Source organism: Thermopolyspora sp. NPDC052614 (genome assembly GCF_040678635.1).
Taxonomy (GTDB): Bacteria; Actinomycetota; Actinomycetes; order Streptosporangiales; family Streptosporangiaceae; genus Thermopolyspora.
This window is the reverse complement of sequence record NZ_JBFATZ010000012.1, coordinates 214752-241111: the sequence shown is the minus strand read 5'-3', so window position 1 is coordinate 241111 and position 26360 is coordinate 214752. Positions and strand designations below refer to the sequence as shown.

The following is a 26360-nucleotide window of genomic DNA, read 5'->3' as shown; positions in this document are numbered from 1 at the left end:
CTGGCCAAGGAGAACCGGGCCAGCCGCGACTGACCAATGCCGGGGGGTTAATTTTCCCGGAACCGCGCGGGGTCACTATCGCGCGTCCGTTGACAGGTAAGCACCTTCAGAGCGTCGCGGTTGTCGTAGGCCATCTGAGATTTCTTAAGCAGGACATAGCCTTGCATGGCAGTGTCGTCGACTTCTTGCGCCCATTCGATCGCTCGGTCGTACCAGTACGTCGCCGCCGTCAGATCACGAAGATCTCGGTACAACCAGCCGACGAACTCCGCGCCCTCGGCGCCCAGGGCCAGCAGTTGCCGCCGGATCTGCGACCTCACATCGCGAACCGTGTGCTGCACGGCCGCGAGCACTCCCAGCGCTTTCGGCAGCGCCACCGCCGGGCCAAAGGCACCATCATCGGCCTTGCTCTCTTCGAGCCTGTCCCGCAACTCCAGAACGATGCCCCCATCCGCATAACGCGAATCACCCAGAATGGCGGCGACGGGCGGCAGCCCGTCCACGCTCACCGTCGACCAGACAATCGCACCATGTCTACGGTCGGCGAGACCCACCAGTTCGCCATCCGCTCCCAACGCCTTATCGAGTGCCGCCGCGACCGCCAAGCTGGGCGAGCGTCGTCCATTCTCAAGGTCGGAAACGTGGCTCTTCCCGCAGTGGGCCATGCGAGCTACCTCGCGGATGGACATCCCAGCACCCAGGCGTAAGCGTCTAAGCGCCTCACCAAACGCTGCCACACCCATACGGTGCTCCCTGCCATGTCCGTACGCGTCCGCGAGCGCTGCGGACACCCTGCGGACACTCCACCTCTAGACCATTACTGACTGTATTGGCAACGCTACCGCTATGGGCTGCGGTTTTCGGCGGCCTCGACAAAAGGCGGCACGTAGCGAAGGGAGGCGGGCGTGATCGACAAAATGCGCGAGTGGTGGCACGATCCGCCGGCCCGCGGGCGCCATCGCCAGGGCCTGCCCCTCGTGCGGGGAGCGGACTGCCGATGGCAGTGGGACACCGAGCAGCGGTCGACCGCCGCTCGGTTGGACCGAGCCGAGCGCGCCTGGACCATCCTCTACGGCGTGGGCCGCCGCCGGTTCTACGCCTTCGCCGCGTGGACGGTCGAGGAGCCACTGGTCATTGAGGCACCCACCGCCGAGGAACTGCGTGAGCAGATGCGCGAGGCCGAGATGCCCCGCCCGAGCACGGCGGCGCAGACGTGGACGGCGCAGAGCAGGCACTACGAGGGGAAAGCCGCATGAATGGGCCCAACGACGATTTCGCGAAACTGCACCGAATGCAGGTCGACCACGGCCGAGAATGGCGAATCTGGCGCTCGACCCCAACCCCCGACGGCAGAAGCGGTTGGTACCCCACCCGCCGCCGCTACACGGAGCCGGACCACACGCGAGACCTGTGGCCAACGCTCGGCGCCGACACCGCCGAGGAACTACGCCAACAACTGGACGCCCATGCCCTGGCCGCCAAAACGCCCAAACCCTCGCCAACGTCCTCACACACGGCCAGTCCCCTTCCGCCCGAACTTTTGCGATGAGGCATCCCCGGCCACGGCTCGTACATGATGCCGGAGGCCTTCCAGTAGAGCGGCATCTCCAGCCCATCCGGTTCGAGCCGTCGTCGTGTACGCCCCCGACCGGTCAACATGATGCGACCGACCTGCTTGGTCCCACGGATACCATAGGCATAACGCGAAGTGTGATCTTGGAGGGCGGCCCCTTCCTCGGTCCAGCCTTGATGAAGGGCGGCGCTGGTGAGCGCCGCGACGGGCTGGTGCCCGCCTTCGCCGTGATGCTGACTCGGATGCCTCGATGAAGGGCGGCGCTGGTGAGCGCCGCGACCCGCGGGTCAGGATCCGCGCCCTGGTGGGGACGCAGCCTCGATGAAGGGCGGCGCTGGTGAGCGCCGCGACGCGAACGGGACCGTCCAGTAGCCCTGCTTGAAGTTGCCTCGATGAAGGGCGGCGCTGGTGAGCGCCGCGACGCGGGTATCCCGGCCGTCCGAAATATCTCCTGCGCCTCGATGAAGGGCGGCGCTGGTGAGCGCCGCGACCTGATCACCTTCACCGCGCCTGACGCCGAGTGGGAGTCCTCGATGAAGGGCGGCGCTGGTGAGCGCCGCGACGTCTCCATCAGGTCGGCCTGAGGGCCGCCGGCGGGCCTCGATGAAGGGCGGCGCTGGTGAGCGCCGCGACCTCCCGGCCACCGATCTCCGGGGGGGTGAACTTGTAGCCTCGATGAAGGGCGGCGCTGGTGAGCGCCGCGACGTCGGTGTGCCCGAAGTCGTTGTAGCTCGGGGTGTACTCGCCTCGATGAAGGGCGGCGCTGGTGAGCGCCGCGACGCTCCATTGGCCTGTTGTGCACCGATGAGCAGGAAAGCCTCGATGAAGGGCGGCGCTGGTGAGCGCCGCGACCTGTACGAAATCAGCGTGGTCCCGCTGCCGATGGACGCCTCGATGAAGGGCGGCGCTGGTGAGCGCCGCGACTTGAGCAGCAGCTCCAGGTCCCAAGGCTGGCGGAGCCTCGATGAAGGGCGGCGCTGGTGAGCGCCGCGACGCCCACCCCGCGGACGTGACGAGTGTCGGAGGCAAGCCTCGATGAAGGGCGGCGCTGGTGAGCGCCGCGACGGGACCCTCCTTTCCGACAGGTACGTTTGCTGATCGAGCCTCGATGAAGGGCGGCGCTGGTGAGCGCCGCGACGTCGTACAGCGGCCAATCCGCCACCGCGCCCTCCGCCTCGATGAAGGGCGGCGCTGGTGAGCGCCGCGACGCGTGACTGCGGGACGCCGAAGAACATGCTGTTCAGGCCTCGATGAAGGGCGGCGCTGGTGAGCGCCGCGACCTCGACGCCGGTCGGCTCGGTGACGCCGAGGCCGATGCCTCGATGAAGGGCGGCGCTGGTGAGCGCCGCGACAAGGGAGGACCTGTTCGCCGAGCTCGCGGTGAAGGGCCTCGATGAAGGGCGGCGCTGGTGAGCGCCGCGACGGCCATCAGGGCTTGTCCAAGGCGGCGCGGATGAAGCCTCGATGAAGGGCGGCGCTGGTGAGCGCCGCGACTTCAAGCTGGCCACCAAGCCGGGCGGCAGCGCGGCCTCGATGAAGGGCGGCGCTGGTGAGCGCCGCGACCCGAGCGCGACCGGGCCACGGCCACCTGCGTGCTCCAGCCTCGATGAAGGGCGGCGCTGGTGAGCGCCGCGACCCGGTCTGGGGGCGGGGCGCCCCGGACTCGATCCACTCGCCTCGATGAAGGGCGGCGCTGGTGAGCGCCGCGACGGCGATCGCGGCGGATTTCACCGCCGTCAAGGAGCCTCGATGAAGGGCGGCGCTGGTGAGCGCCGCGACCTGGGACCGCAAGGCGGCGTCATGACGGCGCATCCGATGCCTCGATGAAGGGCGGCGCTGGTGAGCGCCGCGACGTGGTGGCGCCACACCGGCAGCTGCTGCGGGGTTAGCGCCTCGATGAAGGGCGGCGCTGGTGAGCGCCGCGACGCATCGGGTTCCTCTTCGGCGCGGGGATGATCCTGCCTCGATGAAGGGCGGCGCTGGTGAGCGCCGCGACAGGTCCAGTTCTTGCCAGTGCGTGACGTGCGCGTGCCTCGATGAAGGGCGGCGCTGGTGAGCGCCGCGACGGTGCGCCAGCACCTTCCGGGCGGTGTTTTCGGGCCTCGATGAAGGGCGGCGCTGGTGAGCGCCGCGACCTGAAGCCGGGGGTCTGCGCCCAAGATTCCTGATCAAGCCTCGATGAAGGGCGGCGCTGGTGAGCGCCGCGACCCTACGACCCGGAGGTCCACGGCACCTATGGCGCGCCTCGATGAAGGGCGGCGCTGGTGAGCGCCGCGACGTCGGTGACCTCACCCAAGGACTCGCCGTACGCCTGCGCGCCTCGATGAAGGGCGGCGCTGGTGAGCGCCGCGACCCCTACGCCCTCGTCCCCCCGGCCGTGCTCAAGAAGCCTCGATGAAGGGCGGCGCTGGTGAGCGCCGCGACGGAGGGGGCCGAGGTCGGGGCCGCCCTCGGCGGCTAGCCTCGATGAAGGGCGGCGCTGGTGAGCGCCGCGACAGCCTGGGCGAAAAGGGGCCGCCGACCTGGATGTTTGTGGGCCTGGCGCGAAGGGTTTTTGCTCGGGAGGGCCGGAGGGGCTCGTTTGTGGGGCATTGAGGACGGGCCATTCTGTTGAGCTGGGGATATACCTGGCTAAGGGTCCTGGCGTGTCGCTGTTCCAGCGTAGGGTTCGCCTGGCTCGAACTATACGATCAGAGGGCCGTCGCCGGTGAGGGGGCGCCGTTTGCCGATGAATTCGACGGGTGGCGGGCCGGCTCGGTTGAGGGGGCCGAGGTCGCAGGTCAGTATGGAGTCTGTGGTCGGGTCGATCATCTGGGTGAGTTGGGCGAGGAGTCTGATCAGCCGGGCTGGACGGCCGTCGATGATAAAGACGCTGTACTGGGCGCGGTCGCCGTGCGAGTTGAGGTGGTCGGAGACCCGTGTGCGGCGTCGGTCGTCGACGATGTCGTAGGCGATGATGTAGCGCCTGGTTTGGTCGGTGCTCATCGGACGCGGATGCCTTTGTATTCGGGCTGTGTGCCGTCGATGACTCCGAGGATGAGCCTGGCTTGGACCTCGATGGCTCGGCGCCACGTCACGGTGTACCCGAACAGGGGGTGCTGGAATGTGGAACCGATTCTGCGCTCGTACGCGGCGATCAGCTTTTTGCGGGCGTCTTCCCGCAGGCTTACCGCACCGAGAACATCGCTGAAGTCACGGGGTTTGAGCTCTCCGTTATTGAAAGCGCCGATGACGACCGAATCGGCGATCACGGCGCGGAACTCCTCCATCAGGTCCAGGGCGAGCGCCGGCTTGTTGCGTTCGCTGCTGTGGAGGAAGCCGACGTGGGGGTCCAGCCCGCAGGCGAGGACGGCGCGGATCACGTCGGACAGAAGCAGGCTGTAGGTGTAGTTGAGCACCGCGTTGACCGGGTCTCTCGCCGGCCTGCGGCTTCGAGCGGTGAAGGGTTGCCCCAGGGCTGCGATCACGGACGGGTTGAGCATGGTGGAGAAGTCGGCGAAGTAGCGGGAGGCGCTCTGCCCCTCGATGCCGAACAGGTCGGGCAGACTCAGGCCGGATTGTGCGGCACGTTGCAGGCGCCGCAGTTCGGTGACCGCGTCTGGTGCCTGTCCATGACGGCGGAGCAGTGTCGCCTGGTTGGCGATCTTCGTGGCGATGAACTCACGGGCCAGGTCCAGCCGTCCACGTGCGGCCGCGACGTGCTGACGGTGGCGGGGTCCGCCGTTGGGGCTGGTGGCGGACGCGGCCCAGCCGGTAATTCGTCCGCGGCTCGTGCACCACACCACCACGAGGTTGCGCCACAGCAGTTCGCGGACGAGTCCTCCGGACAGGTCGATGTTGCCGTGAACGACAACGGCTTGAACGTGTTCGATCGGAACCGAGGTGAGTTGTTCCCCCTTACGGTGAATCTCGACACGACCGCTTCGAATGGAGGCGCGGGACCCTGGGGTAGCGAGATGAAGCACCTGACCGTCCGGATCGGCCACCTTGATGCGCCGGTGGACGAACGTGAGCGCGCGTTCATCGGGCAGGCAGACGCCGATATGCGAGCACCGGCCGCAGCGGGGGTCGTCCTCCAGCGGAGGAGGCGCGTCATCGTTGACGATCGTACGGAGCGTCTCCGCTGTCAGTGCTTCCGCTGCGGCGAAGTCGGTGGGGCCGAGGTCTACGGGCACTCTTGTCCGGTGCTGAGTGAAGTACACCTCCTGTCCTCGAACGAGATGCCCCATGTCTCGCAGGGCCATCACCTGAAGGGCGAGTTGGACGCGCGTGGCCTGGGTGACCTCGCAACGCTGTCGGATGGGTGTGGACTTGTACTCGACGACGGTCAACCGTCCGTTGGCGTCGACCTCGACGAGGTCGCACCGTCCGACGATGTTGAGGCGCTCGCTGATCACCTCCAGTGATCGCAGGCGGGTGGCACGTGACGAGGTGTGGTCATCGACCGACGCGTGGTCGCGTGTCCCAATGGCCATCTGGCCCGTGTCGGTGCGCTCTCCCATGGCCTCCAGCCAGGCTCGGCGCGGACAGAACACCTGGTGAGCGATCAAGCTGATGGGGATGAGGTCTTTGGACGCGTGGGGGGTGGTCATGGTCTCGCGCCGAGGGGGTGGAGTTTGCCGGTGCCGACGCGGCGTTCGGGGGCTTTGTCGCTGCCGTGGATGGTGACGGGGAAGGTGATGACGGCGGTCACGCCCCGGGCGGCGAGCCAGTGACGGCATGCGGTGTCGAGGGTTCCGCCGCGGAGGAAGGCGGTGGCCGCCTGGTTGAGTGGGCGGGAGGTCAGGATGGTGCGTAGTCGTGCGGGGTGCCAGGGGGTGTGCCAGAGAGGCGTGAACAGGTGCTCGGTTCGATCAATGCGGACCGATGCGCTGGTCACGGCTGCCCGGGTGGTCTGCAGAGCCAGGGAGGTTTGCGAAATGCCCCACAGGGCGCACCAGACGATGGCGTTGTCGACGGGGCCGGGGGTGTCGAGTCCGGTGGCGGAGCAGCCGTCGGGTGCGTTCTTGGAGAACTCGTCGCGTACGCGGTTGCCGAGGAGGCCGTCCAGGATCTGGGTTGGCGTGCGGTCGGCGATGACTTTGGCGATTTTGCTCAGGCGGGTGCGGACGAACTCGGCTCCGTTGTTGCGGGGCTGCATTTCCAGGCGGTTGGCCGCTTCGTCCTGCAGGATTCTCCCGGTCCGGGGGTCGGCCCGCCAGTAGCAGGGTTCGCCCAGCGCCGCCAGGAGGCGTAGATCGCCGTCGGCGCGGGCCGTGGTAAGGGTGTCGAGTACGGCGTGCCGCCGGTTCCGCAGGTCGCGCCAGCCCTCCTCGTCGGCGATGGCGGTCAGGCGAGGGCTCATCAGGCCGCGGGGCTTTCCGGCCAGGTCGATGGTCTCTTGTGTCCAGTGGCGGGTCGCGGCGTGGGCATGGACGATGGGGCCGACCAGGTCGGGGTCGATGGTCAGGCGGGGGCGGGGGGTCATTCCGGCGGTCCAGGACAGGCGCAGGTCGGTGTGTCCGGCGTCGGCGCAGATCGCGGCCAAGCCGTACAGGGCCAGGTGACTGATGAGGCGGCGGGGGTCGCCGCCGAGGATGGTGTCGTTCATGAGCCCTCGCCGGAGATTTGTCCATCGGCGCAGCGCAGCAGGGCCTCCAGGTAGGCGCAGCCCCATACGCCCAGGTCGGTGTGGGTACGTTCGATGAGGTGATCCCAGGCGCCTTCGTCGAACAGGCGCCGGGCGAGATCCACGAGGTGGGGATCGGCGCCGAGTTGGGCGGAGGTGTGCGGGAAGCCGGGGCGGCCGTGGCCGTGGCTGGTTCCGATTAGGCGGGCGGCCAGGTCGCGGTCTGCGGGGGGCAGGTCGTGCAGGGCGTTCCAGGCGATGAGGACGGACAGTTGTTCGTGCCGCCAAGCGCCGGGGAGCCCGGATTGGGCGCGGGCCTTGCGGATCTCCCGCTGGGTGGTCATGCCGCTTTTGGCCAGCGGCTCCGGGCTGGTCAGCTCGGGGTCGAGGCTTCGCTGGAAGCGGGGGTGAGCCTTGCCGTCGTCGTGGTGGAGGCCGGCGCGGGCCAGCAGTTCGGCGTAGGGGCCGAGGCCGAGTCGCTCGCCGATGAGCAGGGCGCGTTCGGCGACGCCGCTCGCATGCGCTCGCAGGGTGACGCGTTGCTCGGCGCGCGTCCACCGCTGGCGGGCCGACTCGTCATGGATCATCCTGCGGTTGTCGGTCATGAGCAGCCTGCTCGGCGGGCCGTCGGGGTCGTCGGCGAAGAGCGTCACGTCGAAGTCCTTCAGCCTGCCCTCGAGAAAGCCGATCGCGTGGAGGACCCGCGTGGAGTCTTCCAGCAGGGGTGCGAGCTTTTCCAATGCCTCGGCGAGTGCCTGACGGCCCTGCTTGCCGGCGAGTTCCTTGGGCGTGAGGTCGGCGGCGGTGGAAAGGACGTGGGCGATCGCGGACTTGATGTCCTCGTCGTCGCCCCGGTCGGGGTCGAGCGTCGAGCCTCGGCCAAGCAGGAAGACGAATCGTCCGGGATCGGTTCCATCCCCTGCTTCCAGAACGTCATCGCCGCAGTCGGTGCCGGTCGGAGTGAGAACCGGCATGCCGTCGATCACCGTGAAGATCGCGGCCGTGGTGTCCACCACGACGATGTCCCCGGGCCGCAGGTCCCGCGCGAACGCCGAAGCCTGCTCGTCGTCGGGGGTGTCGTGGTTGTACGGCAGCACCTCATCACCGCGTACGCGGTAGACGGGCGAGGTGAGATCGGCCAGTCGCCGCCCGGCCAGACGGATCTGGGCCGGGATCGTCTCGTGGTCCATCGGCGGCAGCTCGCGCAGCAGTGCGACGGCCGTGGCCGGGTCGACGGGCAGGTTTCGGCGGATCACGATGCCGATGTCATGGTCGGCGGACAGGTCGTCGGACAACCACAGGTCCAGGTCGGGCGTGGCGAACAGTTCGTCGTTGGTCCGGGACCACATCCAGGCGTCGCCGAGTTCAGGGCGTTGCAGCAGGGTCCGGCGCTGCCGCTGTGGGGGCGGGGGATGCTCGCGCAGCGCCCACGGAGCCAGCCCGGCGGGGTCGGCCGCGCGCTCGCGCAGCCAGGCCAGGCAGTCGTTCAGGTCACCCGGCTCGTACGGCGCGGTGTCGGTTTTGTCCTTGAGCTCTTTGTCGGGCACCGCCACCACCACCCGGGTCCGGCCGCGCCGTCCACGGCGGTTGACCCGGCCCGCGCGCTGCGCGATCGCCGTACCCGGGGCGATTTCCACTAGCGCCGCCGTCCAGTCCACGTTGACGCCGACCTCCAGGCTCTGCGTCGAGATCAGGAAGTCGACCTCGGGATTGCCGCTCAGGCTGAGCGTGCTGGCCGGCTGCTCGTTGACCAGCCGCTCCACGTCGTAGGGGCGCAGCCGCCCGCAGATCATCCGTACCTGGTGGGTACGGCCCAGCAACTCGGCCAACTGGGTGGCGGTGGCCACGTTGTTGACAAAGCACCCGACCGTCGGGCCGTACTCGCTGCGCAGCTCGATCGCTCGGTCGGCCATCGCCGCCAGTGCCTTGGCCCGGCTCGGCCCCGTGCCGGGGATCGGCCAGACGGGCAGCTCCAGCAGTTCGATCGGTTTGGCGCGGCACAGCCGCTCCCGCAGCGCCGCGTCCTCGGCCAGATCGGCATCCTGCACGCCCACACACAGCGCCGTTTCGGAGCGATCGGGCGTCGCGCTGGCCTCCACGACCTGAAGCACCGGGACCGGTAACCGGCGATCGGCCACTACCGCGAGCTCGGCCACCCGCCGGGCCGTGTAGATCAGTTGCCGGGACAGGTGCGCCTCGTCCACCACCAGCACCGAGTCGAATGCCAGCAGTCCCGCCTCCCGAGGCCGGGACAGCTCGCTTGACCCGTAGCCCGCCATGAGCAGACGGCTCCCCCACATGTCCGGGGTGGCGCAGATGATCTGGCAGGCGATCGCGTCATCCCGCCAGGCGCGCGGCGCAGGCAACCCGCCCCGCAACCGGGTGACCATCAGCGGCTCGGTCGCGTTCTTGCCGACTCGCAACGACCGCAGGCTTTCCGCGACCTCGAACAAGATCCCGCTTTTAGCGGTGGCGAGCGCGTCGGCGAGGCGGCGGGCATGCTCGTACTGGTCATCGACGAGAACTCGCCGATCAACGACCATCGACAGACGCCGAGGCACCCTCACCAGGACGGCTCCGGCCGCCATCAGCGCCACCGCGAACACGTGCACGTCGATCACGTGGGTCTTGCCCGCACTGGTCGGAGCGTCGATCACCTCCGGCCACCGGCCCTGCTCGATCACCGTCGCCAGCAGCCGCGACTGCCACGCGAACGGCGCGATGCCCGCCTCGTCGTACACGGCCTCATGAACGGCCGTGAAGAATTCCGCGAAACGGTCGGCTGACAGCGTCATGGCCGTTCCCCTTCCGGCGTGGGCACGTCGAGGGGAACCAGCAGGCCGTTGCCCAGATGCCGGGACTGGCCGATCGCGAGCAGGCCACGCGCGGGCACCAGGCCCGCCAGGTCGATCACGGCCCGGTACGGCCGCAGCGGCACTCCGGGGGGCATCTTGTGCACGAACCTGCTCAGATCGCCGTCCCGCACCGGTGTTGCCTCGACGACGACAACCCCGCGCCGCCGTACCGTGTCGGCCACCCCGCGATACCACGCGCTCCCCCGGCCGACGGGGATGCCCAGCCGATCACGCAGCACCATCCCCACCGACAACAGCACCGCGTCGGCCAACATCCAGTTCTTCCCCTGCCCCCGCGTCTCCGGCACGGCCGCCGGCACCGTGGACCACACCCGAAGGCGACCTTCCTCGGGCGCGGCCCAGAACTCGCTCGCGCTGACCTCGCGCCGCTGAGACAGCCGCAGCGCCCGCTCCGGATGCAGCCGGGCGAGTTCCTCCCACGCGCCTTTGATCACCCGGTAATCAGCCGCGTCGATGTCGGCGGGCAGCATCATCACGATCAGCGACTCGGCGGGCACCCCGCAGAGCCCCGCCTCCTTCCGGTTAAGAATCTGGATCGCACACCGGTTGGCAGGGCGTTCCACACCCGCCGCGTAATGCCCGGTCAGCACGGCAGGCGCCCCCTCGCCGATCATCTTGATCAGCGCCTTATGCATGGCGACCGCCCACCGGACCCGGTCCGCCTCGCCGGGCACCGGGGTGTCCACGGCAGCCACCAGGACCCGATCCCACGGCGTCTCGGCGGGTGCCGGACGCCGAGCCGCATAGCGGGCCGGGGAGACGGCGGTGCCGACCCGCGTCGGCGGCATCTGCGTCTCATTGGTGCCCGGCCTTACCCGGTCCGCCGCCAGGCTCGGGGGCACCGCGTTGTCGGTACGGTAGGCCGCCAGCAGTGCCTCGGCTCGTCCCGGCCCCGGCACGTCCAAATCCAGATCGCCTCGAACGCCGTCCCACCAGTTCGCGTCGACCACAAGATCGTGCGTCGGCTCGGCCAGCCCTACCCGCATCCGTACCGGCGTCTCGGCCATGCCCAGATGCGACACCTCCGCGCACAGCGCCTCGATCGCCTCCCGCAGCCCGGCGGGCGGCCCGACCTGCCAGGTCCAGGCATACGAGCCGTTGACCGCCACCGATCCCAGCGGCTGCGGTGTCTTGGCGATCATCCGCCGACGCTGACGTACCTCCAGCAGCCGGGTGCGGTAGGCCAGCCCTTCGGGCCGGTTCACCACCAGCTCGGGAACACGCACCCCGTCCGGCGGATGCGTCTCCAGCCAGCGCAACGCGGCCATGTCCACCTCACACGGCCGCAGCGATCCGCCGTCGTACACGGCCCGCGGCCCCTGCGCAGCGGCACACAGCAACGCCGCCGCCAGCCGCGCCGGCGAGGGCACCACGTCGATCTCGCCGTCCCCGGCATGCGCGTGATACGTGCCGAGCACCGGCTCGGCGATGATCGCGTACGGCACGACCGGCTCACTCCTCCTCGGCCGCGTCACCCGCGACGGCACCCGCCACGATCGCCGGATTCCCCTCGACCTCCAGCACCGGACCGTTCCACCGCACGCCCGCCTCACGCTCGGCATGCAGCAGCGCATCGGCCAGCAGCGCATCGGCCTCCTTGATCCCCAGCGGTGCCAGGCTGATTGTCTGCCCGCCCCGCTGGTCAAGGGTCACCGTCGTGGTGCCCACCTCGCGCAGGTCGCAGTTGGCGCGCAGATACAACTCCGCGTCCGCCCGGGCCAGCCCGTTCAGCGCCAGCGCCGCCAGCAGCGCCCGGCACGCCTGGTCCCCCGCCGCGCCCGCGCCGAACCGCATCTGCCGCAGCGTCGCGAACGACAACACATGCGTACGAATGATCCGATCACAGGCCACCCCGGCCAACTGGTTGAGCGCCGGCGGAATCCCCCCGAGCCCCACCGCCGAAGCCGAGATCGGCTTACCCTCCTTGGCCGCCTTATCGGCCTCCTTGAGCAGCTTCTCGACGCTCTTGCCGCTGAGCTCGCCCGACTGACGGGTCACTACCTCGCGCAAGTCCTTGCCCGACAGCAGCATCTGCATCCCGACGCCATCCACCCGGGCACCACCGCGAAGGGGCCGTCTGTCCCCCTCCTTGTCGGCCCGGCAGAAGCCGATGATCTCCCCGACCAGCGCACTGCGCCACCGCCCCTGCCGGGACCTGCGGCTGGAATCCCACCCGCCGAACACCAACGTGATCGGACTCGCCTCCAGTAACGCCCGCGCGTTCCCCGGCGTGGCATCCCGAATCGCGCGGTACTCCGGCAGATCCGTCACGGGAACCCCGTCCTTGCTCGCGGCACGGATGTGCCCGTCAAAGACCCGATGCGGCAAAGACAGATCGGAATACGTCTCCACCCGCCCGTCCACGGTGTATGCGACCACCACCCGCGGCAATCGCGACAGGACGGGGTTCTGATCCTCGACGGCGAGTTCCAGCCCCGCCTCCGCCCGATTGAGCTGGCTCTGCTTTGAATCGATGATCACCGCCGTGCGCAGCTCACCGTCCAGATACCGCTTCTCGTACGCGTAAACGCTCTCCTTGCCCCGAGGTGCCGCGAACTTGGCCGGCGCCACCGCACAATGCGGCCCCCCGGCAGGCTCCAGTTCGGTGGTGGAAGCCAGGCAGCTTCCGCCCCCCGGGGCGGCTGCGGACAACAGCAGGTCCAGCGAGATCGGATTCATGGACGTCTCCGGATTGGGGGAGGGCAAAAATGTCACCCCCGGCTGTTACACCAGGGGATGAGGCCGCGATACGGCATGCGGATCGCTCCCGAGCTCGGGAACCAGCGCGAGTCCTCGCCGAGGGGGAGTGGACCGAGCATAGCGGAACTGTAGGTCAAGAAACAGCTATTCCATAAATTTCATTGTGAATCCGGTTCCCAATATATTGTCCGCTTTCGTCACTCATCGTCGCTGCTGTATCGATTACTGCCGCCATGGGGGCAGACGTGTACGACCGGGCTGGTACTAGCGGTGGCCTGCTACGGGCACGCCATACGGGCCGTCATGTCCATGGCGGTCAGGTCACTGCGGCAATGCCGTTGGCCGCGAGCACGACGACGGACAGCGGGGCGACGCCGATCAACTGCGGCAGGCACCGCCCCTGCCGTGGGCGCCACGCCCACGTACGTGGCAAGCTGCGGGCCGGGACGGCGAGTCCTGATGGCGAGCAGCGCGAATAAGGAGATCAGGTAGTCAAGGCGGCAGTTATGGCCGGGCGGCGGTGGTCCGCGACGGGCGCGCCATACGGGGCCGTCCGGCGCGGCCATCCGCACGACGACATCCGTCCGTGCGACGACGGCGGCGATGGGGCATGTCTCCCGACGCGTCAGCCCTTGTAGTTGAAGATCTGACGCAACGTGTGCTGCACCTCGACCAGGTCCCGCTGGTCCTCCATCACCTGGTCGATCGACTTGTACGCCGCCGGGTGCTCGTCCACCAGCGCCTCGGCCCGATCGGCGTTCCAGGTCCGGCCCGCCATCGCCGCGGCAAGCGATTCGGCCGTGAGCTCCCGCTTGGCCTGCGCCCGCGACATGCGCCGGCCCGCCCCATGCGAGCAGGAGTTGTACGACGACGGGTTGCCCAGCCCACGCACGATGTACGACCGAGTCCCCATGCTGCCCGGAATCACACCTTCGTCACCGACCGCCGCCTTGATCGCACCCTTACGCGTGATCCACAGGTCCCGGCCGTTGTGCCGCTCCTGCTGCGTGAAATTGTGATGACAGTTCCGAGTGAGAATGTTGTCTTCCAGTGCGAATGCGTGAGTGCCGTCCACCACCGCGCAGAACACTTCCTCGACCCGGTCTGTCTCTTCAACCGCCGACACCGTCCAGCCTCGGCGTTCAATGGCCTTGGCGCTAGCTTCGTATCGCTCGCGGTGCTCAGGAATGAGGAAGAACGAAGGATCCAAGTCACCGCGCATAAGGCCGAGCAGGTGGATCGCCGTCGGCTCCTTCCCGAAGCCGGAGCGCATCCTGGTACGGATGCCGTACGTGCCGATCCCGAGAAGGTCGCAGATCACACGGACCCGTTCGAGATTCTCACGGCAGGCTGACGCGAGCGTGGGTCGCCCGGTCTTCCCCACGTCACCGTCGGCGGCGAAGTAGCCGGCGAGCCAGCCGTACAGGTAGTTGGGGTGTCTGTCCAGGGGTGGGATCTCCAGCTTCCACTCGACCGGCAGGCCATAGATCACCTTCAACTGGCCGTACGAGCGGGGCGGCCTCCCGAGCCCCTCAAACAGATGCAGCAACGACTGGTCCTTGTTGCCGCAGAAGTTGGCCCGAGCCCGGTTGCGTGAGGAGACCGACCCATCGCCGAACACGAAACCCCGTGCCGCGCCGATCCTGTCGACGGTCATGTTCTCGGGCCTCTTGCTGAACACCCAGGCCAAGCGATCTCCTGGCCTCAATTCTGCCGTGGTCGCCTCGGCGGGTCGTTTACCCCAATAGCGGGTGCCACCGCTGCTGTGGGTGCGCAGGAGCCACCGATGCCCAGGGGTGGCGTAGATGACCTTCTCGACGCCGTTGCGGGACAGCCGTACGCGCATGAGGCGCTGACGTCCGAAAGACCGAACAGGTGCCTTGACCCATTCGCCTCCGGTGGTCAGCAACTCGTGGACGCCGCCAGCCAACTCGGCGATAGCCAGCGTGCCTGAACTCGTCATCACGCCGGTCTCGCCCGCGAAGCAATTGATGGTCCGTACCCGTTCTCCGTGGCCGACCACCGCGAACAGCGCCTCCGACAGAACCCGATCCATGCGGGCCCGCGACGCCATCGCGTACCGCTGCGCCCACAGCATGTCCCGGATGTACGCCCAGAACTGCTCGGTGCCCTGCGCGAGGTAAGCGAGGTCCATATCTTCGAGCTCGATGAAGTACTGCTTCATCAGCTTCTTCGCCCCGTCGATGTGCTTGGTGGCGAGCTGGTTGCCGATACCCCGCGACCCCGAGTGCAGCACCGTCCAAACCCGGTCCCGCTCATCCAGGCACACCTCCACGAAGTGGTTGCCCGACCCGAGCGTGCCGAACTGACAGGCCGCCGTCTTCTCCTGCTTGGCCGTCAACTCGCTGTCCGGCCGCCCGATCGCGGCGAGCGCCTCATCCACGGCCGGATCGTCGTGCCCCTGCCCGACCCCGGCCGGAATGTCCCGCTCAACCAGCGGCATGAGCGCATCCAGGCTGCCCGGCAGATCGGCCGCCGTCAGCGTCGTCTCCGTGGCCACCATGCCACACCCAATGTCCACGCCGATCGCCGAAGGAATGATCGCCCCTTCGGTCGGAATCACCGACCCGACGGTGGAACCAAACCCCACATGCGCGTCCGGCATGAGCGCAACGTGAGATGGAACGAACGGCAGGCGCGCGGTACGGGCGGCCTGCTCAACCGTGCCCGGATCGATGTCGCTGGCCCACGAAAGAAGCTTGGGCGCTACCTGCTTCGGCATGAAAAACTCGCTCCACTCGGTCGCTTATCGAAAGTGCCGACTCCCGCCACCGTAGACCGTGAAGCCCCTTACGCCGTACTGATTTTCGCCGCCGAACCAAGCCCTGCACCCCGAATCGAAACTGCGAGATCACTCTCGCACCGCACCCTCCGGCCATATGACAACCACCGGCAACCCACGCGAACGCGCCCTCTCCACCACATCCGCCGTTCCCCCGGACCCACCCGAGGGCTGCCCATCCCACACGGCCACCAGTTCGTCGATGGACCCCAGCACGGCCTCATTCGCCGCGACATACGCCTCACGACAGGCACGCTCAAAATCCATCACCCGAACACGACCGGCCTTAGCCACCAGCGCGTCAAACCGCTCCCTGTGATCCGCCCCGACCTTCGACTCCCGATAGTCACGCGACGGCACGACCACCTCAAGCGAACCCCCCACATCGAGTACGGCTTCCGCGAACAGCGAGTCGGCCCCCCGAGCGATACAGGACACCCCCACCACCTCGCCATCCACTTCACGCAGCCGCGCCCGAATCGCCTCAGACACGAAAACAGCCGTCTCCGCGGTCAAATTCATATGGCCGGTCACACCAATCCGCACCATCTATGCATCCACCACCTGCTGAGGACGTCTCCCCTAGCGTGCCAGCATCTCCCGAAGTTGCTCGCGTAGCCCGGAGACGACAGGATCACGCCGTTTACTGATCTCAACGTAAATCTTGCGGAGCTTCACCCGCACCCGATCGGACTGAACCTGACCTACGCTTTCCATCGCCGTTCCGGCCACCGCCACAGCCTCGTCCACGTCTCCTTTCAACAGGTGCACATGGGCGAGCCCAAGCTGATCCAGGGCAAAACTACGCATGCTCGACCGCTTCCGGAGCTCCAGCGCTCGCCCGATGCGAGTCAAAGCATGAGTCGTGTACCGAATGTTCTGAAACGACAGTTCCAGATAACGATGTCCCGTGACCCCCGCGAGTTCGGCCTCGTCGAAGTACGTAATCCACTCCGGATCCGCATCGTCGAGGCGCACCTCGCTGAATGCCTCCTCCGCCGCACCGGTAGCCCTCTTGAACGCTTCGGCCCTGCCCAGCTTGGCGTACGCCCACGCCTCCCGGGTGTGCAGCATCGCCCGCAGTCGAGGTGTCGCGGTCGTGCCGACGCCGTCCAGCGCGAGTCGCACAAGCTCAAGGGCATCGTGCGGCTTATCGAGACAGAGCAGTTGGCGGGCCATCGACGCCAAAACGCCGGCTCCGAACGAACGATCGCCCGTCGGCTTGGATGCCTGCAGACCCAGCACGTAGTACTTCTGAGCCGCGGTTTGCATGCCACAGTCCCAAGACATCGTGGCCGCGATCTTCGCCAATTGGGCCAGCACGCTGAACAGACGCACGGTGATATGACGAGGGTGGGACTCTCTCAGCAGGTCGGCCACCTCATTGAGTTGACCGATGACCGCCTTGCGCGCGAGACCGCCCCCGTGGGAATCATCCCAGGACCGGAAGACACTGACAGTCTGTTCGAGCCGTTCCACCTCGTCGTTCCCAATACGCCCCTCGCACGAGGAGACCGGGACCTCACAGACTTTGCCCAGCCAGAGCTGAGCAGGGTCAATAAGCGGAATTCCCGCCGTCACGGTAAACATCTGGACGGCCTGTCGACGTTCAAGCATCAAATCATCTCTGCTGACGGCGTAAACGGCATCGACGGTGAGTTTCGGCTCCCATACCCACGGAAGACCTGGGGCAGTGATCGAAGCAAAAACGGTCTCGCCACTTGTGACCGTACCCACACCGCCGTACCCTGATGCGGCCAGAGCAACAAGCAGACCTCCGGCTCCCAACGCTTTGTCGAGAGCCATAGCCACTTGGCCACTCGGACTCCTGCGATCTTGCTCCAAGTCACAAACGTAGCTCTTACCGCAGTTCGCACGACGAGCGAGTTCGCGTATCGACAGATCGCCGCGAAGACGCCGCAACGCCTGGCCGAATGACTCCGCGCCCATGCCGTGCTCCCCGCCATGTCCGCCGTGTGTCCGCAACGCTGCGGACGCCCTGCGGACAGTCCGCCTCTAGATCATCACGTTCCGTATTGACAACGTTACCGCTGTGGGCCGCTGTTTTCGGCGGTCTCGACGAAGACGGCCCCGGGCCGGTGCGCGAACACCGGGGAAACCGGGGCCTTGAACCGGACGCAGGAGGTCCGATCCCGATGCAGAAGCCTAGAGCCATCCGCATCCGCTGGCATGCCGATCATCCCCCGTTGCCCATGGGATGCCGCTGGTGCGGAGGCGCGCCGTATGCGCACGACGGTTCGTCGCTGCCCCACCGGCATGGCCATGACTGGGAGCAGCCGACCATCGCGCAGATGCGGGCGCGGATGGCGGCACGGCGCCGTCTGGGCCCGCGCCGGACGTTCCCCGCACCGGCCCCCGCCCGAACGCCCTGGCACCACGCCACCCCGCTCCTCGCACCGGACGTCTCCCCGTACCACCGAGAGGCGGTGGCCTCGAGGCAGAGCCGCGGCTCCGTGATCCAGGCGTCCGGCCCCGCCGCACCACCCGACCGTCAACGGGGTCGTCCGTATCGGAGGGCGGCGGCGTGATCGGCAAGATGCGCGAGTGGTAGCGCGATCCGCCGGCCCGCGGTCGCCACCGCCAGGGCCTGCCCATGGTGCGCGGTGCGGACTGCCGATGGCAGTGGGATACCGAGCAGCGCTTGGCCGCTGCGCGGCTGGACCGAGCCGAGCGGGCCTGGGCCGTGCTCTACGGCGTAGGCCGACGCCGGTTCTACGCCTTCGCTCAGTGGACGGTCGAGGAGCCACTGGTCGTTGAGGCACCCACCGTCGAGGAGTTGCTTGACCAGATGCGCGAGGCCGAAGTGCCCCGCCTGGGCGCGGCGGCGCAGGCGTCGGCGGCACGAAGCAAGAACTTTGAGGGGAGGGCCGCTTGAACGGGTCCACCAGCGATTTCGCAGAGCTGCACCGACTCCAGGTCGATCATGGTCGAGAGTGGCGGATCTGGCGTTCGACCCCGACCCCGGACGGCAGAAGCGGCTGGTACGCCACTCGACGCCGCTATGCGGAGCCGGACCACGCACGAGGGCTGTGGCCGACGCTCGGTGCCGACACCGCCGAGGAACTCCGCCGCCAACTGGACGCCCAGGCATTGGCCGCCCAAACGCCCACATCACCGTCGGAGTCCTCACGCAACGTGGTTCAGCCAATCCCAGACGAACTCATGCGATGAGGTCTCTCTGGGCCATGGCTCGTACATGATGCCGGAGGCCTTTCAGTAGAGCCGCATCTCCATCCACTCCGGTCTCGACCGCCCGCAGGATCACTCCACCACGGCGATCATGGCGAGGAGCAGCAGGGAGCCTGCCACTTCGGCCATGCCGATTTGCTTGGCCGACATGGCGAGGCGCGGGAGGAGGGCGGCGCGGGCGAGGCAGCAGGTGAAGGGCAGCGCGTACGGCGGGGCGAGCCAGGTGGCGGCGGCCAGGGTCAGGGTGTGGAAGGCGATGGAGGTTGTGAGGAGGGGGCGGTTGCCGCGTTCGCGGATGCAGGACTTGACGAAGAAGACGGTGCCTGCGAAGTACAGGACGATGATCAGGGTGGTTTGGGCGGTTTGCCAGGGGGATTCGCCGTTGACGACGGCGACGACCGGGAGGATGAGGGAGGCGGCGGCCGTTGAGACCAGGCCGTTGATCAAGGCTCGGTCGTCGTGGCGGGAGGCGAAGAAGCCGTTGATCGCGAGCACGGCGATGAACAGCGGGGCGAAGGCGATCAGTTGGGGGCGGGCCGCGAGGACGACCGTGCCCGTCGCGAGGGCCACGAGCCCGTAGGTCAGGAGTTGTGGGCGGAATCGGCTCACGCGGCGGGTTTTTACGGCAAGCAGGGCGAAGTAGGACAGCAGGTAGCCGCCCAGCCAGGCGATGAGCAGGGGGAGCTGGACCCAGGTGAAGCCGGTGGTGAGCAGGCCGGCGAGGTAGGGGACGAGCAGCATCGCCCACGCGCCATGCTGCGGCGGTATCCAGCGGCCGCGTCGACGTCGGCCGCTGGGGGTGGCGGTGGGGTTAGCGGGCGCCGGTCGGCTGATGGTCATGTTGCTCATCTCTGCCGAGTTCGGCCGCGATCCGGGCGAGCAGGCCGTCGAGCACCTTTTCGGCCTGGTCCGGGTCGAAGTCCTCGCCGAGGCGCTTGCGTACGCCGTCATCGCTGAGCAGGTGGTGGACGGCCGGGGTCACGCCGTGCCGGGCCAGGCAACTGTACGCGCAGCGCAGGACGCAGCCGTCGATGGCGATGACCGGGCGGCCGCTGGTCGCCTTGCGTACGAGGCTCGGGACGTCTCCGCCCACACCGGCGATGCAGGACATCTCCGCTACGCCCCGGCGGTCCAGTTGCAGGGCGAGCCAATTGGTCATCTGGGCGGCGCTTGAGCAGCCGGAGCACGAGTAGACGAGAGGCAGATCCCGGCGGTTCACAGGCGGTATGTCCTTCCAGGGGCGCTCATGGGGAGACCACCGCTTCGGCACAGGTCTCTCGCCTCGACACGTTATCGCCACCGAACCGGCGTCCTTTTAGGGTCGAAAGTAGGCAGTTGGTGGGTAGTTAGGCCCGGCCGGTGCGGGTTCCGCGCGGAGGGCGCCGACGTCCCTGGTGAGGTGGCTCGCCGGGAAGTGGGCCCGGGTGCCGTGGCCCGCCAGACTGAGCGCCGGGACGCAACGGCCCCTGGCGGCCGACTCCGCCGCGAAGGCGGCGAAGGGCCATATCCGGGACCGGAGGGGCCGTCCGACGTGCCGCGTTCCCACTCAGCGGGAACGCGACGTTGGCAACCGGGGCCGCGTCTTCCTATGGTCGCGGTGTGCATGGTCGCCGCCGCCGCGGAGGGCAAATCAGTAAATTAATGAAGGTCCTGAGCTTCTCGCACTTCGTCCAAGAGTCGGCGGCCGGGGTCACGCGGGCCGATGACCGGGCGGCCGAAGGCGGACCTGCTCGTGCGAGCGCGTACCGGGCTGGTGGACGTCACCGGCGACCGCCCCACCACCGCCAGCACCCCGTCGTCGATTTGCCACACGAGGCGGGGTCCTCCGCCGATGAGGGCGATTCCGGAAGTCTCGCGAAAACGGCGAAGGCTGACAGGGTGACAGCATGACGATCACCGTGCGGCCCCCGCGCAGGACGGGGGCGGCTCTCGCCGCGCTGCTCGGCGGCACCCTGCTCGCGCCGCTCAACTCCTCCATGGTCGCGGTGGCGCTCGCGCCCATCCAGCGCGACCTCCGCGAGCCGCTGGCCACCACGACGTGGGTCGTCACCATCTTCTACCTGACCGCGTGCGTCTGCCAGCCCGTGCTCGGCCGGGTGGCGGACCGCGTCGGACCGCGCAGGCTGTTCGCGGCCGGTATGGCGCTGGCGGCGCTCGCCTCCGCCGCGGCGACGATGGCCACGTCGCTGCCGCCGCTCGTGCTGTGCCGGTGCGTGCAGGCCGTCGGCGTGTCGGCGGCGTTCCCGTGCGCGATGGTCGTCATCCGGCGGCACGGCGACGCGGCGCGGCTCTCGGCCGTCGCGACGGTCACCACGACCGCGGCGGCGGTCGGCCCGGTGCTCGGCGGGCTGCTGACCTCCTGGGCCGGGTGGCAGGCCATCTTCTGGGTCAACCTGCCCATCATGCTGGGAGCGCTGGTGCTGGCGTGGCACGCGATCGGCCCCGACGAGCGGCGGCCTGCGCCCGGGGAGCCGGTTCCCGCGATCGGCCCCGAAGAGGCACGGACCGCGCGCGGCGAGCCCGCCACCGCGATCGGTGCCGAGGCGGGACAGCCCACGTGCGGGAAGCCCGCCCCCGCAGTCCGGCTTGAGGAGGGACGGCCCGCAGATGGACGGCCATCCCGCGCGGTCGGCCCGGAGAGGCGGACTGCACCCGCGAGCCTGGTCCGCGCGATCGACCCGGCGGGTGTCGTCCTGTTCGCGGCGGCGGTGGTCGGTCTGCTGGCCGTCATGCTCGCCCTTCCCCGGATCTCGATCCCGGGACTGGTCGCCGTGGTCGTCGCCGGGTCCGGGTTCCTGTGGTGGGAGCGGCGTGCCGCCGAGCCGTTCGTGGACGTCCGCGCGCTCGCCGCGGCGGGCGGGCCGTTGTCGGTGCTCGGCACGTTCGTGCTGTTCAACCTGGCCTACTACGGCGCGTTCTACGGGTTGCCGCCGTGGCTGCAGACCGCGCTCGGGTTCAGCGCGGCGCAGGCGGGGCTGCTGGTCCTGCCGATCGCCGCCACGAGCGTCGTGGCGACCGTGCTCGGCGGGCCGATCATGCGCCGGTCCGGCGTCGGACGCACGCTGCTGACCGGCGGCGGGCTGCTGCTGGCGGGCGTCGCCGCGATCATGATGTTCGGTACGGCGACGCCCGCGTGGGCCGTCGTGCTCGACGGCATCGTGCTCGGCGTGCCGTACGGGCTGTGCAACCTGGGCCTGCAGCGGCTGATGTACGAGCGCGCGCCCGCGGGGATGACCGGCGTGGTCGGCGGCCTGTTCCAGTCGGCCCGGTACGTCGGCGCGATCCTCGCGGTCGGGCTCGTCGGCGCGTTCGCCCCCCGCGACCCGTCCGCGTCCACCGATCCGCGCGGCCTCGCGGTGGCGATGACCGTGGTCGCCGTGGCCGTGATCGCCCTTCTCGCCCGTGATCTGCGACGCCCGGAAAGGTACGATCGGTGAACCGGACAGACGAGATTTCAAGGACCGAAACCACAGTTATCGCCATGAGCACCCTGCGCGATGCCCGCAAGGCGGGCCGGACGGTGTCCAGCCGGGTATTCGCCGTGCTCGGCGCGTTCTCCCACGATCGGCCCGCGCTGCGCCTGGTGGATCTGACCGCCGTGACCGGGCTGCCGGTCTCGACGGTGCACCGCATCGCGACCGAGCTGGTCGAGCTGGGGGCGTTGAAGAAGGACCGCGACGGTACGTACCGGATCGGGCTGCGCATGTGGAAGCTGGGCTCGCTGTGCCCGCAGCCGCGCACACTGCGGGACGTGTCGCTGCCGTACATCCACGACCTGTACGAGGCCACGGGGGAGAACGTCCACCTCGCGGTGCTCGACGGCTACGAGGCCCTGTACGTCGAGCGGATGTGGGGGCCGCGTTCGGTCGACGTGGCCACCCGCGTCGGCTGGCGGCGGCCGCTGCACGCCACCGGGGTCGGAAAGGTGCTGCTGGCGCACGCGCCGCGCGAGCTGCAGCAGGCCGTGCTCGCGTCCGAGCTGAAGCGCTACACGCCGCACACGATCGTCATGCCGGGCCTGCTGATGCGGGCGCTGCAGGAGGTTCGCGAAACCGGCATCGCGCGGTGCTCGGAGGAGCTGACGCTGGGCACGGCCTCCGTGGCGGTGCCCATCCACGGTCCCGACCGCCGGGTCGTGGCCGCGCTCTCCGTCGTCTCCCACACGGTCGCCCGCAGCCGGTCGCTGAGTGCGGTGGAGCCCGCGCTGCGGCTGGCGGCGAAGTCGATCTCCCGAGAGCTGGCGAACGGCTACGCGAGCGAGCCGGAGGCCACCGGTTCCACGGGCTCGGTCGGTGCGGACGACCGGCTTGCGTGACCCGGCCGAGGTCACGCCGATCCGGCCCGTGGCGCGTCAGCGGTTACAGGACTCGAGCCGGCGAACTGCTACGCGGGTCAGCCGCCTGCCGGCCTTGGTTCACCGATCCGGCCGGCGGCAGCCCGTACGACGAGTACGTGAACGAGTACGTGGTCGACGAGCCACGGCAGCGGCTTCCCTTGGCCGCCGTGTTCTGTGCCCTGGCGTCATGAAATCTCCATGACGACGGCCTTGGGCTCGGTGAAGAACTCCCGGCTGTACGTCCCGCCCTCGCGGCCGACGCCGGAGTTCTTCGCGCCGCCGAAGGGCGCCCGCAGGTCCCGGATGAAGAAGCAGTTCGCCCACACCGTGCCGACGCGCAGCGCCCGTGCCACCCGGTGGGCGCGGGACAGATCCTGGGTGAACAGCATGGCGTTCAGCCCGTACGGCGTGTCGTTGGCCGCGGCCACCGCGTCCGCCTCGTCGTCGAACGGGAGCACGACCACGACCGGCCCGAAGATCTCCTCCTGGGTGACCCGGTCGCGCTGTCCCGCGCCGACCACGATCGTCGGCCGCACGATCCAGCCGTCGCCGACGCCACCGGTGTGCAGCCGCGCACCCGCCGTGGTGGCGATGTCGAGATAGCCCGCCACCTTCTCAAAGTGCTCCTTGGAGGACAGCGGGCCGATCTGCGTCGCCGGATCCTTCGGATCGCCGATCACCAGCGCGTCGGCGGCGGCGGTGAACGCGGCCAGGAACTCGTCGTACACCTGGCGCTGCACGTACAGGCGGCTACCGGCGAGGCAGACCTGCCCGCTGTTACTGAACACCGCCTGGATCGACCAGCGAACCGCCTGGTCGAGGTCGGCGTCGGCGAAGACGATGTTCGCCCCCTTGCCGCCGAGTTCGAGGCTCACCGGGGTCAGGTTGGCCGCCGCCGCCCGGGAGATCAGCCGTCCGGTGGCCGACTCCCCCGTGAAGGTGATCCGATCCACCAGCGGCGACTCGGTCAGCGCCTGCCCCACCGAATTCGGCCCGAACCCGTGCACGACGTTGAGCACGCCCGGCGGCAGCCCGGCCTCCAGGGCCAGCCGAGCCAGGATCGTGGCCGAGGCGGGGGACTGCTCGGCGGGCTTGAGCACGACCGTGTTCCCCCAGGCCAGCGCGGGCGCGACCTTCCAGCTCGCCATCATGAGCGGGAAGTTCCACGGCGCGATGGCGGCGACGACGCCCGCCGGATCGTACGCGGTGTAGGCGTGATGCCCGGTCGGCATCGGGAACGTCTCGGCAGGGGTGAGCCGGGCGTGGTCGGCGAAAAAGCGGAAGTTACGCGCGGCGCGGGGAACGTCGTGGCCGCGGGTCTGCGTGACCGGCTTGCCCATGTCGGCGGTGTCGGCCGCCGCCAACTCGTCGGCGTGTTCTTCCAGCAGGTCGGCAAGACGGTGCAGGATCGCGCCGCGCTCGTCGTGGCTCATCCGCGGCCAAGGCCCGTCGTCGAACGCCGACCGCGCGGCGTGCACGGCGCGTTCCGCGTCGCCCGCCGAACCGAGCGCCACCGCGGCCCACGGCTCCCGCGTCCACGGGTCCACGGACTCGAACGTCGCCTCATCGGCGGAGCCGACCTCCTCACCCGCAATGACGTGCCCAAACGATTCCACCACTGATCCTCCTCTTCGAACGCCGTGCCGTAACTCTCGGCGCGCGATCGGCATACGCTCAACAACCGGTTTCCATTCGCCGGGAATCGCCCGGTCACCCAGGACACAGACAGGTCGGCCGGTTGCTGCGTACGCCCAGCGGGAGAGACGATCGACTTCGGGCGTTGGCCGATCGCCTGGAGACGTCGGTGTGGCGGGGGGATGCGCGTGCCTACGGGCAGGGTCTTGTACGTCATCGCATGCGGCGGCCGACCCGCCGGCGACCTTCCCGGCTTCGTCGAGTGGGCACGGGGAGAGGGCTGGGACGTGTGTGGTCGCGACCCCCGCCGGAATGAAGTTCCTCGACGCACGGCGGCGAGTATCACCGGGCATCCTGTGCGCGACGATTACAAGCGACCGGAAGATCCCGACGTGCTCCCCTTCCCCCCGGACGCCTTCGTCGTCGCCCCCGCCAACGAGGGCCTATGCGCCGGTCGGCCCATCATCGCGGTGCCGACGCCAAACGTGACGCTCGCCCGGCATCCGGCCTTCGCTCGCAGCGTGGAATTCCTGCGAAAGCAGGGGGTGCGCGTCCTGTTCGACCCGGACACCTACCCGCTCCCCACCCCCAATCTAGGAGAAGCGGGCCGAACGCTCTTTCCTTGGGACGCGCTCAAGGATGAGGTCGTCGCGACCTTGTCGCCCTGACCGCGCGGTGCCGGAGACTGCGCGCGGTTGAGACGATCGCGTCAGGAGGTGGGAGGCTCCAGCCAGTGGCCGGTCACCGGGTCCAGGCCCATGATTTCCCGGGCGCGGCGGAAGAACTCGTCCTGCTCGGCGGCCGGCATTTCGAGGAACACGTGGTGCTGGTTGTAGTCCGAGCCCGCCGGGCGGCCCTCGGGGTGGAATGGGGCGCTGTCGGCGTTCCGCCGTACGAACTCGTCGTGGAGGTCGGCGAGCGCGCGTAGGCGTGCGATGCGCTCCGGTGAGGGCCTCACCGGGTCTCTCTGCGGCCCGCCTTCTGCCACCGTTTCACCTCATCCCGACCACCGCCCAGCATGGCACACTTCCCGATCCATGTCGCGCGCTTAGGGGCGAGCCCCTCGGCCGTATCGCTTCACCACGCGAGCGAGGCACACATGGTCCCCCCATCATCCGCGCTCATCGCTCGCCGTGGATCACACCCAGCCGGTGCGCTACAAGGGCCTTAATCAAGGCAACCAGGTCGAGGGCCACGGCAACGATGATCGCGGAGGTGATCACCACTCCACCACCGAGACACCTCGGTCCTGCGCCCCACTGCTCGACTCAGCCCACGGCATACATGATCCTCGACACACGACGGGCACGATGCTTAAGGACCTGAAGATCTCTCCGCGAGACGCTAAGGAAATCTTGGGCCACTCGCGCATTTCGGTCACGATGGAGATCTACACACACGGCGGCCACGAGTCCCACAGAGATGCCATCGGGGGGATCTCAGGGAAGCTCTTTGGAGACGCGAGCGAATAACGTCGCCGCCTCTACTGCCGTCAAAGGCCCGTCCGAAAGATCGGAACGGGCCTTTGTTTTTGGGTGGGGCTACCAGGACTTGAACCTGGGACCTCTTCCTTATCAGGGAAGCGCTCTAACCGACTGAGCTATAGCCCCGCAGCTTCG

Annotated in this window: 19 protein-coding genes, 1 tRNA gene and 1 CRISPR repeat array; of the genes, 5 read left to right on the top strand and 15 right to left on the bottom strand. The window is 68.7% G+C overall.

Features of this window, described 5'->3' with window-relative positions:
- Positions 1–47: 47 nt before the first annotated feature.
- The gene (locus tag AB0K60_RS25260) at positions 48–743 is read right to left on the bottom strand and encodes a helix-turn-helix transcriptional regulator (protein WP_364059737.1); all 696 of its coding nucleotides are present in this window, start codon (positions 741–743) and stop codon (positions 48–50) included.
- A gap of 162 nt (positions 744–905) precedes the next feature.
- Here AB0K60_RS25260 and AB0K60_RS25255 point away from each other — a divergent pair, with 162 nt between their 5' ends.
- Positions 906–1256, top strand: a complete 351-nt coding sequence (locus AB0K60_RS25255; RefSeq protein ID WP_364059734.1) for a hypothetical protein — start codon at positions 906–908, stop codon at positions 1254–1256.
- Positions 1257–1743: 487 nt separating this feature from the next.
- Positions 1744–4069: direct repeats of the CRISPR family, unit length 36 nt; unit sequence GCCTCGATGAAGGGCGGCGCTGGTGAGCGCCGCGAC.
- A 186-nt stretch (positions 4070–4255) separates the two neighbouring features.
- On the opposite strand, the gene cas2 is transcribed toward AB0K60_RS25255, so the two are convergent.
- The 9 genes from cas2 to AB0K60_RS25210 all read right to left on the bottom strand — a co-directional run bounded on the left by cas2 (position 4256) and on the right by AB0K60_RS25210 (position 17510).
- Entirely contained in the window at positions 4256–4558 is a 303-nt protein-coding gene (gene cas2, locus AB0K60_RS25250) for a CRISPR-associated endonuclease Cas2 (protein WP_364059731.1), read from the bottom strand.
- A complete protein-coding gene (cas1, locus tag AB0K60_RS25245; protein ID WP_364059728.1) occupies positions 4555–6165 on the bottom strand; it encodes a CRISPR-associated endonuclease Cas1 in 1611 nt (536 codons plus the stop codon). Before cas1 ends, cas2 begins: the two co-directional genes overlap by 4 nt.
- Positions 6162–7163 (bottom strand): hypothetical protein, encoded by a 1002-nt coding sequence (locus AB0K60_RS25240; protein ID WP_364059725.1) that lies wholly within the window; start codon positions 7161–7163, stop codon positions 6162–6164. Before AB0K60_RS25240 ends, cas1 begins: the two co-directional genes overlap by 4 nt.
- On the bottom strand, positions 7160–9976 hold the full coding sequence (gene cas3u / locus AB0K60_RS25235; protein WP_364059722.1) for a type I-U CRISPR-associated helicase/endonuclease Cas3: 2817 nt from the start codon (positions 9974–9976) through the stop codon (positions 7160–7162). Before cas3u ends, AB0K60_RS25240 begins: the two co-directional genes overlap by 4 nt.
- The gene (gene csb2, locus AB0K60_RS25230) at positions 9973–11502 is read right to left on the bottom strand and encodes a type I-U CRISPR-associated protein Csb2 (protein ID WP_364059719.1); all 1530 of its coding nucleotides are present in this window, start codon (positions 11500–11502) and stop codon (positions 9973–9975) included. Before csb2 ends, cas3u begins: the two co-directional genes overlap by 4 nt.
- A 7-nt stretch (positions 11503–11509) precedes the next feature.
- Positions 11510–12736 carry a type I-U CRISPR-associated RAMP protein Csb1/Cas7u gene (cas7u, locus tag AB0K60_RS25225; RefSeq protein ID WP_364059716.1) on the bottom strand — a complete coding sequence of 409 codons (1227 nt, stop codon included), beginning with the start codon at positions 12734–12736 and terminating at the stop codon, positions 11510–11512.
- Between the two features lie 646 nt (positions 12737–13382).
- Positions 13383–15500, bottom strand: a complete 2118-nt coding sequence (locus AB0K60_RS25220) for an RtcB family protein (protein WP_364059713.1) — start codon at positions 15498–15500, stop codon at positions 13383–13385.
- A gap of 129 nt (positions 15501–15629) precedes the next feature.
- Entirely contained in the window at positions 15630–16109 is a 480-nt protein-coding gene (locus tag AB0K60_RS25215; RefSeq protein WP_364059710.1) for a hypothetical protein, read from the bottom strand.
- A 33-nt stretch (positions 16110–16142) separates the two neighbouring features.
- Complete coding sequence (locus AB0K60_RS25210) at positions 16143–17510, bottom strand: helix-turn-helix transcriptional regulator (RefSeq protein WP_364059707.1); 1368 nt, start codon at positions 17508–17510, stop codon at positions 16143–16145.
- Positions 17511–18222: 712 nt separating this feature from the next.
- Between AB0K60_RS25210 and AB0K60_RS25205 the strand changes: the two genes are divergently transcribed.
- On the top strand, positions 18223–18456 hold the full coding sequence (locus AB0K60_RS25205) for a hypothetical protein (protein ID WP_364059704.1): 234 nt from the start codon (positions 18223–18225) through the stop codon (positions 18454–18456).
- Between the two features lie 386 nt (positions 18457–18842).
- Here AB0K60_RS25205 and AB0K60_RS25200 read toward each other — a convergent pair whose 3' ends face one another.
- On the bottom strand, positions 18843–19610 hold the full coding sequence (locus tag AB0K60_RS25200) for a YwiC-like family protein (RefSeq protein ID WP_364059701.1): 768 nt from the start codon (positions 19608–19610) through the stop codon (positions 18843–18845).
- Positions 19582–19989 carry a putative zinc-binding protein gene (locus tag AB0K60_RS25195; RefSeq protein WP_364059698.1) on the bottom strand — a complete coding sequence of 136 codons (408 nt, stop codon included), beginning with the start codon at positions 19987–19989 and terminating at the stop codon, positions 19582–19584. Before AB0K60_RS25195 ends, AB0K60_RS25200 begins: the two co-directional genes overlap by 29 nt.
- 667 nt (positions 19990–20656) lie before the next feature.
- Here AB0K60_RS25195 and AB0K60_RS25190 point away from each other — a divergent pair.
- Positions 20657–22207 carry an MFS transporter gene (locus AB0K60_RS25190; protein WP_364059695.1) on the top strand — a complete coding sequence of 517 codons (1551 nt, stop codon included), beginning with the start codon at positions 20657–20659 and terminating at the stop codon, positions 22205–22207.
- 44 nt (positions 22208–22251) lie between these two features.
- Complete coding sequence (locus tag AB0K60_RS25185) at positions 22252–23085, top strand: IclR family transcriptional regulator (RefSeq protein ID WP_364059692.1); 834 nt, start codon at positions 22252–22254, stop codon at positions 23083–23085.
- A gap of 206 nt (positions 23086–23291) precedes the next feature.
- Here the strand turns inward: AB0K60_RS25185 and AB0K60_RS25180 are convergent, their stop codons facing one another.
- On the bottom strand, positions 23292–24725 hold the full coding sequence (locus tag AB0K60_RS25180) for an aldehyde dehydrogenase (protein WP_364059689.1): 1434 nt from the start codon (positions 24723–24725) through the stop codon (positions 23292–23294).
- A 372-nt stretch (positions 24726–25097) separates the two neighbouring features.
- Here AB0K60_RS25180 and AB0K60_RS25175 point away from each other — a divergent pair, with 372 nt between their 5' ends.
- On the top strand, positions 25098–25409 hold the full coding sequence (locus AB0K60_RS25175) for a hypothetical protein (protein ID WP_364059686.1): 312 nt from the start codon (positions 25098–25100) through the stop codon (positions 25407–25409).
- Positions 25410–25450: 41 nt separating this feature from the next.
- Here the strand turns inward: AB0K60_RS25175 and AB0K60_RS25170 are convergent, their stop codons facing one another.
- Positions 25451–25699 (bottom strand): hypothetical protein, encoded by a 249-nt coding sequence (locus tag AB0K60_RS25170; protein WP_364059683.1) that lies wholly within the window; start codon positions 25697–25699, stop codon positions 25451–25453.
- A 578-nt stretch (positions 25700–26277) separates the two neighbouring features.
- Positions 26278–26351 (bottom strand) — tRNA-Ile (locus tag AB0K60_RS25165).
- Between the last annotated feature and the right edge of the window lie 9 nt (positions 26352–26360).